Consider the following 11,825-nt stretch of genomic DNA (forward strand, 5'->3'; position numbering starts at 1 on the left):
GCCCTCACCACAGGCCCAGCAGCTTCCACCAGGCGCTGCCGACCACGGCAAAGACCAGCAGCTCGATCACGCACATGGCCGCGCCCACGCGCCACCAGTTGCCCAGCGTGACATAGCCGCTTCCGAAGATGATGGGCGAAGTGCCGGTGGCGTAGTGGGTCAGCGTCATCATGATGGCCGAGCCGGCCGTCATCATCAGCATGAAGGGCACGACATAGTCGGCCGGAATCAGCTGCCCGCCCACGGTCAGGAAGGCCAGCATCATGGCGCTGATGTGGGCCGTGGTGCTGGCGAACAGGTAATGCGAGAACACGAACACGCCCACCAGGATGGCCGCCACCGGCAGCCAGTCCAGACCGCTGGCGACGATGGCGTTCTTCATGCCCACCGCGAACCAGGACACCACGCCCAGCTTGTTGAGCTGCTCGGCCAGCATGACCAGGGCGCCGAACCACACCAGCGTGTCCCAGGCGCTTTTCTCGGACAGCACGTCATCCCAGTCGATGGTGCCCGTGATGATCAGCACGAACAGGCCCAGGAAGGCGACCACCGTCGGGTCCAGCGTGAAGGCAGGCCCGAACAGCATCTGCGGCACGTTGGCCCACAGCAGCAGCATCAGGCCGAAGGTGCCCAGCATCACGCGCTCCTTGCCCGACAGCGGCCCCATGCGGGCCATCTCGCTGCGCGCGTACTCCACGGCATTGGGCGTGGCCTTGAGTTCGGGAGGCGACAGCAGGTAGATCACCAGCGGCATCAGCAGCAGGCACAGCAGGCCCGGCAGCAGCATGTACAGCGCCCAGGTGGTCCAGCTCAGGTGCAGGGCCTGGCCCGTGGCCTTGGCCACGAAGTCCACCACCAGCGGATTGGGCGCCGTGGCGGTCAGGAACATGGCCGAGGTGATGGGATTGGCGTGGTAGTTGACCAGGGCCAGATAGGTGCCCACCTTGCCCTGCGTACCCTTGGCCGGGTCCGACTCGAAGGCATTGGCGATGGACTTCATGATGGGGTGCACGATACCGCCGCCGCGCGCCGTGTTGCTGGGCGTGAACGGTGCCAGCACCAGCTCGCAGATCGCCAGGCCGTAGCCGATGCCGATGGTCCGCTTGCCCAGCAGCGCGATGAACATCAGTCCGATGCGGTTGCCCAGCCCCGTCTTCTTGAGGCCGCGCGAGATCAGGATGGCCACCACGATCAACCATATCAGCGGGCTGGAAAAGCTGCTCAGCGCATCGGTGACTGCGCCCTTGGACGAGCCTGACGTGACCTGGGACAGCGAGACGATCACGATGGCCATCAAGGCCATCACGCCAATGGGCATGACCTTGAGGATGATGGCCACGATGGTGGTCAGGAAAATGGCCACCAGCTGCCAGGCCTTGGGCGTCAGCCCCTCGGGCACGGGCACCAGCAGCAGCCCGAACAGCACGGCGGTGGCGATCAGCGCCGGCACCAGCCGGAACGGCACGGCCGACTTGAAGTAGCGGAACAGCGAGGCAATCTTCTCGAGCATGTGGATCCTTTGCGTTGCCGGAGCGGCGCCGAGAGAGCATGGCCTGCCGGGAGCAAAAGCCCACCAGCCTGCACGGGCACTGGCGGCCGCGCCGCATGACTGACATCATGATGCAGTGCAGCATGAGCCCGGCTTCCAGCGGGCGCCTGCGCCACCGAAGTTTGACAGGCATCAAGGCCGGGCCAGTAAACCTGGCGACCCAGGCCACCGAGCCCCGCTCACATGACAGCATCCCCAGACCGGGTGCCTTTCGCCCCGGTGTACCCATGCAGTGAAAAAAGGAGAAAAGCCGACATGCCAGCCAACCGATTCTTGCCCGAGGAATGGGAATGCCGGCTCCAGGAGATCGACCTGGAGATCGCCCGCCACGCCGTCATCTGCAAGATCCCGCTGCTGCAGGCCGGCGTGGTGGAGCGCGTGCTGGCCGATGACGCCAGCGTCTGCGGCGGCGGCCACGAGGCCGCTTTCAAGACCCTGCGCGGCCTCTTGTACATGCACTACACCGAGCTGCTGCACATCAGCGAGGTGCTCAGCCCCGATGCCGCCCAGGAAATCGCCCACCGCGTGCGCCTGCGGCTGGGCCAGCGCATCGGCAACCAGCTGGGCGGCTGATGCCGGGCTGTCTGCCTGGCCTTTGCCCTGGCGCGAGGGCATGAAAAAAGGGCTACGACAGTTGTCGTAGCCCTTTTCAATTTGGTTGCGCGAGAAGGATTTGAACCTCCGACCTTTGGGTTATGAGCCCAACGAGCTACCAGACTGCTCCATCGCGCGGTATTCCAAAATTATAGCAGATTATTCAGCTGCCTTGGCTTCGGCGGCGCCTTCTTCAGCGCGCTCGACCAGTTCCACGAAGGCCATGGGGGCGTTGTCGCCCACGCGGAAGCCCATCTTCAGGATACGGGTGTAGCCACCAGGACGCTTTGCGAAGCGGGGGCCCAGCTCGTTGAAGAGCTTGGTCACGCTGTCGCGGTCGCGCAGGCGGTCGAATGCCAGGCGGCGGTTGGCAACGGTGTCGACCTTGGCCAGGGTGATCATGGGCTCGATCACGCGGCGCAGTTCCTTGGCCTTGGGAACGGTGGTCTTGATGGCTTCGTGCTCGATGAGCGAATTCATCATGTTCTTCAGCATCGCCAGGCGGTGCGAAGAGGTGCGATTGAGTTTGCGGAGGCCGTGACCGTGACGCATGGTGCTTTATTCCTAAAATATGTAATTAGGGCTTGCGCAAACAAGGATGCAAGCCTGGACCCGTTACCGGATCTGCAGCTTGCCTCAACCGAATTTGCGCAAGTTGTTGATTAATTCGGGCAGCCGTATCAGGTACTGCCCGAGGCACTGAGGCTCTCCAAAAAGGAGAGCCCGCAATTATAGTGCTTAGCGCTTTTCCAGGCCAGCAGGCGGCCAGTTCTCCAGCTTCATGCCCAGCGTCAGACCGCGGGAAGCCAGGACTTCCTTGATCTCGTTGAGCGACTTGCGACCCAGGTTGGGGGTCTTGAGTAGCTCGTTTTCGGTACGCTGGATCAGGTCGCCGATGTAGTAGATGTTCTCTGCCTTGAGGCAGTTGGCCGAACGCACGGTGAGTTCCAGCTCGTCCACGGGACGCAGCAAGATGGGATCAAAGGCGGTTGCGGCACCACGGCCACCGGCCGGAGCATCGAAGACGCTGGCGATATCGCCGCCGTCCAGCTGAGCGAACACGGCGAGCTGTTCCACCAGGATCTTGGCGGAGGCGCGCACGGCGTCCTCGGCAGTGATCGCACCATTGGTTTCGATCTCCACCACCAGCTTGTCGAGGTCGGTGCGTTGTTCAACGCGGGCCGATTCGACGGCGTAGCTCACGCGCTTGACGGGCGAGAACGAAGCGTCCAGCACAATGCGGCCGATCGACTTCGTGGACTCGTCGCCATAGCGGCGCACGTTGCCGGGCACATAGCCGCGGCCCTTCTCGACCTTGATCTGCATGTCCAGCTTGCCGCCTTGCGACAGGTTGGCGATGACATGATCAGGGTTGATGATTTCCACGTCGTGGGGCGTCTGGATGTCGCGCGCCGTCACGACGCCTTCGCCATCCTTGCGCAGGGAGAGCGTGACCTCGTCGCGGTTGTGCAGCTTGAACACCACACCCTTGAGGTTCAGCAGGATGTTGACCACATCTTCCTGGACACCGTCAATGGACGAGTACTCGTGCAACACACCAGCAATCGTCACTTCCGTCGCTGCGTAACCCACCATGGACGAGAGCAGGACACGGCGCAGGGCATTGCCCAGCGTATGGCCGTAGCCACGCTCAAACGGCTCCAGAACAACTTTGGCGCGATTGTGGCCAAGCTGCTCGACATTGATCGTCTTGGGCTTCAGCAAATTGGTTTGCATGCAGACTTCCTCTCAATACCCCCGGCTCGTTACACCGGTAAGGCTGGTGAAGCACCCCAGCGCGATGCCTCGCGGCTGGGGGACGGTTTTACAGAAATGTCGCTGCGCGGAATTAACGCGAGTACAACTCAACGATCAGGGATTCGTTGATGTCTGCACCGAACTCGTCGCGGTCAGGCGACTTCTTGAACGTGCCTTCAGCCTTGTCGGCCGACACTTCCACCCATGCGGGGAAACCGACTTGACCAGCCAGTTGCAGGGCTTCGACGATGCGGGCCTGCTTCTTGGACTTTTCACGCACGGCGACCACGTCACCCACCTTCACCATGTAGGAAGGGATGTTGACGGATTGGCCGTTGACCGTGATGGCCTTGTGCGACACCAGCTGACGCGCTTCCGAGCGGGTCGAGCCGAAGCCCATGCGGTACACCACGTTGTCCAGACGCGACTCCAGCAGCGACAGCAGATTGGCACCGGTGTTGCCCTTCTTCTTGTCGGCGGCTTCGAAGTAGCGGCGGAATTGCTTTTCCAGCACGCCGTACATGCGCTTGACCTTCTGCTTTTCACGCAGCTGCAGGCCGAAGTCGGAAGTACGCTGACCGGAAGTGCGGCCGTGCTGACCGGGCTTGGTGTCGAACTTGGACTTGTCGGCGATCGAGCGACGTGCGCTCTTCAGGAACAGGTCAGTGCCTTCACGGCGGGAGAGTTTGGCCTTGGGGCCGATATAGCGTGCCACTTGATTTCCTTTGTGTCATCTGCCGTGCACAAGCACGGGAGCCGCCCGCGATGTTACACATCTGGGCGGCGGTGGGCTTGGTGAAAAAGCTTAGATACGACGGCGCTTTTGAGGGCGGCAGCCGTTGTGGGGAACCGGCGTCACGTCCGCGATGGAAGTGATGCGGATGCCCAGGGCGCCCAGGGCGCGAACCGAGGATTCACGGCCGGGACCGGGACCCTTGATTTCGACGTCCAGGTTCTTGATGCCCTGTTCGATGGCAGCACGACCAGCCACTTCCGAAGCCACCTGGGCAGCGAAGGGAGTCGACTTGCGCGAACCCTTGAAGCCCTGGCCACCCGACGAGGCCCACGACAGAGCGTTGCCTTGGCGGTCGGTGATGGTGATGATCGTGTTGTTGAACGAAGCGTGCACGTGGGCAATGCCGTCCGAAATGTTCTTACGGACTTTCTTGCGAACGCGCTGTGCAGCGTTGTTTGCGGGAGACTTAGCCATAGTGATCTTTCAATCTCTTTATTTCTTCAAAGCCGCGGCACCCTTGCGCGGACCCTTGCGGGTACGTGCATTCGTGCGGGTACGCTGACCACGCATGGGCAGGCCACGACGATGACGGAAACCGCGATAGCAACCGATGTCCATCAAACGCTTGATGTTCATCGTTGTTTCGCGACGCAGATCACCTTCCAGCGTCAGGGAAGTCAGCTGATCGCGGATCTTTTCCAGATCGCCGTCAGTCAGTTCCTTGATTTTCTTGGAATATGCGATGCCAGCGGCTTCGCAGATCTTGCGTGCAGTGGTGCGACCGATCCCATAGATAGCGGTCAGGCCGATTTCAGCGTGCTGATGCGGCGGGATGTTAATGCCAGCGATACGTGCCATTATTCGTCCTCAAACTTTCCTATCAACCCTGGCGCTGCTTGTGGCGCTGGTCCGTGCAGATCACTCGCACCACACCCTTGCGGCGGATGATCTTGCAGTTACGGCAGATTTTTTTGACCGAAGCCGAAACTCTCATTTCATTCTCCTAAAACTCTACATCCGTTACGGCCTATCGACCGGGAAACATGCCCGCGATGGATAGATCGAATGGGCGTCTACTAACTCTTACTGGACCCGCCGGCACCGCCGGCCAGGCCCATCACTTAGTTCAATTGCCAAGTGTCGCTTTGAAGTTCGCCTTTTTGAGGAGCGATTCGTACTGTTGCGACATCATGTAGTTCTGCACCTGGGCCATGAAGTCCATGGTCACCACCACAATAATCAGCAGTGATGTACCACCGAAGTAGAACGGGACGTTGTACTTCAGGATCAGGAACTCGGGCAACAAGCACACGAATGTGATGTACACCGCACCAGCCAGGGTCAGGCGAACCAGGATCTTGTCAATGTAGCGGGCCGTCTGGTCACCGGGACGGATCCCGGGGATGAAGGCACCACTCTTCTTCAGGTTGTCGGCGGTTTCCCGGCTGTTGAACACCAGGGCCGTGTAGAAGAAGCAGAAGAAGATGATGGCGGTGGCGTAGAGCATCACATAGATCGGCTGACCGGGGGTCAGCGTGCTAGCAATGTCCTTCAGCCAGCGCATGGATTCCCCTGCACTGAACCAGTTCACAACGGTCGCCGGCAGCAAGATGATCGAGGAAGCGAAGATGGGAGGAATGACCCCCGCCATGTTCAGCTTCAGCGGCAAGTGCGAAGACTGACCGCCATACACCTTGTTACCCACCTGACGACGCGCATAGTTCACCAGGATCTTGCGCTGTCCCCGCTCGACAAACACGACGAAGTACGTCACGGCTGCCACCACGAGAACGATGAAGATCGCGGCCAGGATGCTCATGGCACCGGTGCGCACCAGCTCCAGCAGACCACCGATGGAGCTCGGCAGACCTGCGGCGATACCTCCAAAGATGAGGATCGAAATGCCGTTGCCCAGACCACGTTCCGTGATCTGTTCACCGAGCCACATCAGGAACATGGTGCCGGCCGTCAGGCTGACCACCGCCGTGAGGCGGAAGCCGAAACCGGGGCTCAGAACCAGACCTGCGGAGCTTTCCAGAGCCACGGCAATTCCCAGGGACTGAAAAATCGCCAGGCCCAGAGTGCCATAGCGGGTGTACTGGGTGATCTTGCGACGACCCGATTCACCTTCCTTTTTCAGCTGCTCGAATGTAGGGACCACATAGGTCATGAGCTGCATGATGATCGATGCCGAGATGTACGGCATGATCCCCAGTGCGAACACCGTGAAGCGCGACAGCGCCCCACCCGAGAACATGTTGAACAGATTGAGAATGCCGCCCTGCTGGCCATTGAACAGCTGCTGCAGCTGCGCTGGATCGATGCCCGGCACGGGGATATGAGCCCCGATGCGGTAAACGACCAGCGCGAGCAACAGAAAAACCAGACGGCGGCGAAGATCGCCGAATTTTCCGGTTTTTGCAATTTGAGCTGCGCTAGTAGCCACGGATGTCTTCTTTCAGATCATTAATCAGGCGATGCTGCCGCCGGCAGCTTCGATGGCAGCCTTGGCGCCGGCGGTAGCGCCGATGCCGTTGAGCTTGACAGCCTTGCTGATTTCACCGCTCTTGATGATCTTGACCACCTTTGCGATTTCACCAACCAGACCGGCTTGCTTCAGAGCTGCCAGATCGACTTCGGCCAGGCCCAGCTGTTCCAGAGCGGACAGGGTCACTTCTGCGTTGAACTTCAGCAGATGCGACTTGAAGCCACGCTTGGGCAGACGGCGCTGCAGAGGCATTTGACCGCCTTCGAAGCCCACCTTGTGGTAGCCACCCGAACGCGACTTCTGGCCCTTGTGACCACGGCCGGCAGTCTTGCCCAGGCCGGAGCCGATGCCGCGGCCGACACGGCGCTTGGCATGCTTGGCACCTGCTGCAGGCTTGATGCTATTGAGTTCCATCATCAATCCTTTCAGAGGACTTTGACCAGATAGCTGATCTTGTTGATCATGCCGCGCACAGCAGGCGTGTCCTGCAGTTCGCTGATGCTATTCAGCTTGCGCAGGCCCAGGCCACGGACGGTGGCGCGGTGCGATTCCTTGGTGCCAATGGGGCTGCGCACCAGTTGCACCTTCACGGTTTGTTGCGTTGTCATGTGATTGACTCCGATCAGGCGGTGAAGATGTCTTCAACCGACTTGCCGCGCTTGGCTGCCACTTCCGAAGGGGTCGTGGAGTTCTTCAGAGCGTCAAAAGTCGCGCGGACCATGTTGTAGGGATTCGACGAGCCATGGCTCTTGGCCACGATGTCGGTGATGCCCAGCACTTCGAAGACGGCGCGCATCGGGCCGCCGGCGATGATGCCGGTACCCTTGGGAGCGGGGTTCAGCATCACGGATGCTGCGCCATGCTGACCCATCACGGTGTGATGGATCGAGCCGTTCTTCAGGGACACCTTGATCATGTTGCGACGGGATTCTTCCATCGCCTTTTGCACGGCTGCAGGCACTTCCTTGGACTTGCCCTTGCCCATGCCAACACGGCCATCACCGTCGCCAACCACGGTCAGTGCAGCGAAGCCGAGGATACGACCGCCCTTCACAACCTTGGTGACGCGGTTCACCGCGATCATTTTTTCGCGCAGACCGTCGTCACGACCTTCGTCTTGCACCTTGGGAGAAAACTTTGCCATTTCTATCCGCTCCGCTTAGAACTGCAGGCCGGCTTCACGAGCGGCTTCTGCCAAAGCCTTCACGCGGCCGTGGTATGCGAAACCAGCGCGATCGAAAGCCACTTTCTCCACGCCTGCAGCCTTGGCCTTCTCGGCAATGCGCTTGCCGATCAGCGTAGCGGCAGCCACGTTGCCACCCTTGCCGATGGCGCCCAGTTGGGTGCGCACTTCGGCTTCGGCAGTCGAGGCCGAAGCCAGCACCTTGGTGCCGTCTTCCGACACCACGCTTGCGTAGATGTGGAGGTTCGTACGGTTCACGCTCAGACGTGCCACGCCTTGCTGTGCAATGCGGATGCGGGTCTGGCGGGCACGACGGAGACGCTGCTCTTTCTTGGTCAACATAATGCAGCTCCTTACTTCTTCTTGGTCTCTTTGATCACGACCTTCTCATCCGAGTAACGGATGCCCTTGCCCTTGTAGGGCTCGGGAGGACGAACGGCACGGATCTCAGCAGCCAGTTGGCCAACGGCCTGGCGGTCAGCACCCTTGACCACGATTTCCGTGGGCGTGGGGGTGGCAACAGTGATGCCGGCCGGCATTTCGAAGTTCACCGGGTGCGAATAGCCGATCGCGAGGTTCAGCTTGGCGCCAGAGGCCGAAGCCTTGAAGCCCACGCCGACCAGCGACAGCTTCTTCTCGAAGCCCTTGCTCACGCCCACCACCATGTTGTTCACCAGCTGACGCATGGTGCCGCTCATGGCGTTGGCTTCGCGCGAGTCGTTGACGGGCTCGAAAGACAGCTTGCCTTCGTTGTTGGAGATCTTCACCAGAACGTTCTGGGCCAGCGACAGCGTGCCGCCGGTGCCCTTCACATTGATCTGGTCAGCCTTGATGGACACATCCACGCCTGCGGGGATGGCCACGGGAGTCTTTGCTACGCGAGACATTTCAGTATTTCTCCTTAATGTCCGTTAGGCCACGTAGCACAGCACTTCGCCGCCCACGCCGGTGGCGCGTGCCTTGCGATCCGTCATCACGCCCTTGGGAGTGGTGACGATGGCCACGCCCAGACCGTTCATGACCTGGGGGATTGCGTCGCGGCCCTTGTACACGCGCAGGCCGGGACGGCTCACGCGCTCGATGCGCTCGATCACCGGACGGCCGGCGTAGTACTTCAGGGTAATTTCGAGTTCGGACTTGCCAGCGTCGGTCTTCACTTGGAAGCCGTCGATGTAGCCTTCATCCTTCAGCACCTGGGCGATGGCAACCTTGACCTTGGAGGAAGGAGCCGTCACGGTGGTCTTGGAGACCATTTGTGCATTGCGGATGCGGGTCAGCAAGTCAGCGATGGGATCACTCATGCTCATGTTTAATCTCTCCTGCTTGCTTACCAGCTGGCCTTGGTGACACCGGGGATGTCGCCAGCGAAGGCCAGTTCACGGATCTTGGCGCGGCCCAGACCGAATTGACGGAAGGTGCCACGGGGACGACCCGTGATCTCGCAGCGGTTGCGCTGGCGAGTGGGGTTCGCGTTACGGGGCAGCTTCTGCAGGCCCAGGCGAGCGGCGTCGCGCTCTTCGTCGCTGCGCTTTGCGTCAGCGGCGATTGCCTTCAGTTCTGCGTACTTGGCAGCGTACTTGGCCGCCAGCTTTTCGCGCTTGAGTTCGCGCTGAATCAATGCAACTTTAGCCATGCGCCACCTCAGTTCTTGAAGGGGAAACGGAAAGCGGCGAGCAGTGCCTTGCACTCGTCGTCGGTCTTTGCCGTAGTCGTGATGCTGATGTTCAGACCACGCAGAGCGTCCACCTTGTCGTACTCGATTTCGGGGAAGATGATCTGTTCCTTGACGCCGACGTTGTAGTTGCCGCGACCGTCGAACGAACGGCCGGAGATACCACGGAAGTCACGCACGCGGGGCAGAGCCACGGTGACGAAACGATCCAGGAATTCATACATCTGAACGCCACGCAGGGTCACCATGCAGCCGATGGCCTGGCCTTCGCGGATCTTGAAGCCGGCGATAGCCTTCTTGGCCTTGGTCACCACAGGCTTCTGACCAGCAATCTTGGTCAGGTCGGCCACGGCGTTGTCCATCACCTTCTTGTCGGCCACGGCTTCGCTCACACCCATGTTCAGGGTGATCTTGGTCAGGCGGGGCACTTCCATGGTGGAGGTGTAGCCGAACTTTTCCTTCAGTTCAGCCGCGATCTTTTCGCGATACAGTTTTTGCAGTCGTGCCATGTGTTACCCCTTAGGCCGCCTTGATTTCGGCGCCGTTGGACTTGAACACGCGAACGCGCGTGCCGTCGGCTTGCACCTTGATGCCCACGCGATCGGCCTTGCCGGTCGCTGCATTGAAGATGGCCACGTTGGATTGGTGGATAGGCATGGCCTTTTCCACGATGCCGCCGGTGGTGCCCTTCATGGGGTTCGGCTTGACGTGCTTCTTCACCAGGTTGATGCCGTCGATCAGCAGGTGGGAGTCGTCCTTGCGAGCCGAGACCACGCCTTGCTTGCCCTTGTCACGGCCGGTCAGCACGATGACTTGGTCGCCCTTGCGAATCTTGTTCATGGTGCTTCCTTTAGAGAACTTCAGGTGCCAGGGACACGATCTTCATGAACTTTTCGTTGCGCAGTTCACGAGTCACGGGGCCAAAGATGCGGGTGCCGATAGGCTCCAGCTTGGCGTTCAGCAGCACGGCGGCATTGCCGTCGAACTTGACGAGCGAGCCATCAGCGCGGCGAATACCCTTCGCCGTGCGCACCACGACCGCGCTGTAGACCTCGCCTTTTTTGACGCGTCCACGCGGTGCAGCTTCCTTGATGCTCACCTTGATGATGTCACCAACACTCGCATAGCGACGATGAGAACCGCCCAGCACCTTGATGCACTGAACAGACTTCGCGCCGGTGTTGTCGGCAACCTCTAACCGAGATTCTGTTTGGATCATTTCAATATTCCCAACTTGCTCCAGCAAACACCCGACAGCCCCAGAGTCTTCTCAAGGGCCGCGAGCAGCCAGTCAGTCTTGGGCCCGTCGTCCACGCCGAAAACCATTTCTCGGCGCTTCCACTGGGCAGATAACTTCACGATTTTCACGTGAAGCATGGGATTGTCCCAGAAATTCCTTTGCGCGTCAAACCCTTAGCGACTTTTCCCGCCCCTGCCCGGCAGCGTTGCGCAACGCCCACAAGGGCGCCGGCAACCGAGGGGCCGCCCGGGTCTCCCGATCGGCCCATGCCACCGGAGACGCCCATAAAAAAGCCGAGCCACGCGGGCTCGGCAAAGGGTGGCAGACTCAACGCAATTGTTGGCTGCGGACGGACCGCGCCGACGACGGCACAGACCGCGCAGCGGCTTTGGGGCCACCGCGTCGGGCTTGGGCGCGGCCCTTGCCCTGCGGAAAACGCACTTTCAAGCGCTTTCTTTTTGCTTCCCTCCCTCGTCAGCCTTGTGCTGGCTGCTGTTCACTGGCACTGAAGCTGGGCGCCATGAACCGCATTCTCATTCATAAAACCAATCGAGTACATATATTCATCAATTTTGACAATCATTCGTGGCGCAAGCGTCTTACGC

The 11,825-nt window shown here is 60.4% G+C and carries 19 protein-coding genes and 1 tRNA gene; 1 reads left to right on the top strand and 19 read right to left on the bottom strand.

Annotation, left to right across the window (positions count from 1 at the left end; translation table 11 throughout):
- Positions 1 to 4: 4 nt before the first annotated feature.
- Positions 5 to 1,510 (bottom strand): DASS family sodium-coupled anion symporter, encoded by a 1,506-nt coding sequence (locus ACF8O7_RS02575; RefSeq protein WP_392442182.1) that lies wholly within the window; start codon positions 1,508 to 1,510, stop codon positions 5 to 7.
- Between the two features lie 294 nt (positions 1,511 to 1,804).
- On the opposite strand from ACF8O7_RS02575, the gene ACF8O7_RS02580 reads away from it, so the two are divergent.
- Entirely contained in the window at positions 1,805 to 2,122 is a 318-nt protein-coding gene (locus ACF8O7_RS02580) for a hypothetical protein (protein WP_203400076.1), read from the top strand.
- A gap of 82 nt (positions 2,123 to 2,204) precedes the next feature.
- Here ACF8O7_RS02580 and ACF8O7_RS02585 read toward each other — a convergent pair.
- The 18 genes from ACF8O7_RS02585 to rplN form a co-directional block, all read right to left on the bottom strand.
- Positions 2,205 to 2,281, bottom strand: a tRNA-Met gene (locus ACF8O7_RS02585).
- A 21-nt stretch (positions 2,282 to 2,302) separates the two neighbouring features.
- On the bottom strand, positions 2,303 to 2,695 hold the full coding sequence (gene rplQ, locus ACF8O7_RS02590) for a 50S ribosomal protein L17 (protein WP_012202979.1): 393 nt from the start codon (positions 2,693 to 2,695) through the stop codon (positions 2,303 to 2,305).
- 186 nt (positions 2,696 to 2,881) lie between these two features.
- Positions 2,882 to 3,880 (bottom strand): DNA-directed RNA polymerase subunit alpha, encoded by a 999-nt coding sequence (locus tag ACF8O7_RS02595; RefSeq protein ID WP_012202978.1) that lies wholly within the window; start codon positions 3,878 to 3,880, stop codon positions 2,882 to 2,884.
- 112 nt (positions 3,881 to 3,992) lie between these two features.
- On the bottom strand, positions 3,993 to 4,616 hold the full coding sequence (gene rpsD, locus ACF8O7_RS02600; protein WP_012202977.1) for a 30S ribosomal protein S4: 624 nt from the start codon (positions 4,614 to 4,616) through the stop codon (positions 3,993 to 3,995).
- A 90-nt stretch (positions 4,617 to 4,706) separates the two neighbouring features.
- A complete protein-coding gene (rpsK, locus tag ACF8O7_RS02605; RefSeq protein WP_012202976.1) occupies positions 4,707 to 5,111 on the bottom strand; it encodes a 30S ribosomal protein S11 in 405 nt (134 codons plus the stop codon).
- An 18-nt stretch (positions 5,112 to 5,129) separates the two neighbouring features.
- Positions 5,130 to 5,495 (bottom strand): 30S ribosomal protein S13, encoded by a 366-nt coding sequence (gene rpsM / locus ACF8O7_RS02610; protein ID WP_012202975.1) that lies wholly within the window; start codon positions 5,493 to 5,495, stop codon positions 5,130 to 5,132.
- 22 nt (positions 5,496 to 5,517) lie between these two features.
- Positions 5,518 to 5,631: a 50S ribosomal protein L36 gene (rpmJ, locus tag ACF8O7_RS02615; RefSeq protein ID WP_003050535.1), complete on the bottom strand. Its 114-nt coding sequence runs from the start codon at positions 5,629 to 5,631 to the stop codon at positions 5,518 to 5,520.
- Positions 5,632 to 5,763: 132 nt separating this feature from the next.
- A complete protein-coding gene (secY, locus tag ACF8O7_RS02620) occupies positions 5,764 to 7,083 on the bottom strand; it encodes a preprotein translocase subunit SecY (RefSeq protein ID WP_012202974.1) in 1,320 nt (439 codons plus the stop codon).
- 24 nt (positions 7,084 to 7,107) lie between these two features.
- Positions 7,108 to 7,539: a 50S ribosomal protein L15 gene (gene rplO / locus ACF8O7_RS02625; RefSeq protein ID WP_016449179.1), complete on the bottom strand. Its 432-nt coding sequence runs from the start codon at positions 7,537 to 7,539 to the stop codon at positions 7,108 to 7,110.
- Positions 7,540 to 7,550: 11 nt separating this feature from the next.
- Entirely contained in the window at positions 7,551 to 7,733 is a 183-nt protein-coding gene (rpmD, locus tag ACF8O7_RS02630; protein ID WP_012202972.1) for a 50S ribosomal protein L30, read from the bottom strand.
- Positions 7,734 to 7,747: 14 nt separating this feature from the next.
- Positions 7,748 to 8,269, bottom strand: coding sequence for a 30S ribosomal protein S5 (gene rpsE / locus ACF8O7_RS02635; protein ID WP_016449178.1), 522 nt, complete (start codon positions 8,267 to 8,269; stop codon positions 7,748 to 7,750).
- A gap of 15 nt (positions 8,270 to 8,284) precedes the next feature.
- On the bottom strand, positions 8,285 to 8,650 hold the full coding sequence (rplR, locus tag ACF8O7_RS02640) for a 50S ribosomal protein L18 (protein ID WP_012202970.1): 366 nt from the start codon (positions 8,648 to 8,650) through the stop codon (positions 8,285 to 8,287).
- An 11-nt stretch (positions 8,651 to 8,661) separates the two neighbouring features.
- Positions 8,662 to 9,195 (bottom strand): 50S ribosomal protein L6, encoded by a 534-nt coding sequence (gene rplF / locus ACF8O7_RS02645; protein WP_016449177.1) that lies wholly within the window; start codon positions 9,193 to 9,195, stop codon positions 8,662 to 8,664.
- Between the two features lie 24 nt (positions 9,196 to 9,219).
- On the bottom strand, positions 9,220 to 9,615 hold the full coding sequence (gene rpsH, locus ACF8O7_RS02650; RefSeq protein WP_016449176.1) for a 30S ribosomal protein S8: 396 nt from the start codon (positions 9,613 to 9,615) through the stop codon (positions 9,220 to 9,222).
- A 20-nt stretch (positions 9,616 to 9,635) separates the two neighbouring features.
- Entirely contained in the window at positions 9,636 to 9,941 is a 306-nt protein-coding gene (rpsN, locus tag ACF8O7_RS02655) for a 30S ribosomal protein S14 (protein ID WP_012202967.1), read from the bottom strand.
- An 8-nt stretch (positions 9,942 to 9,949) separates the two neighbouring features.
- Entirely contained in the window at positions 9,950 to 10,489 is a 540-nt protein-coding gene (gene rplE / locus ACF8O7_RS02660; protein ID WP_016449175.1) for a 50S ribosomal protein L5, read from the bottom strand.
- Positions 10,490 to 10,499: 10 nt separating this feature from the next.
- Positions 10,500 to 10,820 carry a 50S ribosomal protein L24 gene (gene rplX, locus ACF8O7_RS02665; RefSeq protein ID WP_016449174.1) on the bottom strand — a complete coding sequence of 107 codons (321 nt, stop codon included), beginning with the start codon at positions 10,818 to 10,820 and terminating at the stop codon, positions 10,500 to 10,502.
- Between the two features lie 10 nt (positions 10,821 to 10,830).
- Positions 10,831 to 11,199 (bottom strand): 50S ribosomal protein L14, encoded by a 369-nt coding sequence (gene rplN, locus ACF8O7_RS02670; protein WP_016449173.1) that lies wholly within the window; start codon positions 11,197 to 11,199, stop codon positions 10,831 to 10,833.
- Positions 11,200 to 11,825: the final 626 nt, after the last annotated feature.

The organism is Delftia sp. WSY_16, assembly GCF_043104415.1.
Lineage (GTDB): Bacteria > Pseudomonadota > Gammaproteobacteria > Burkholderiales > Burkholderiaceae_C > Comamonas > Comamonas tsuruhatensis.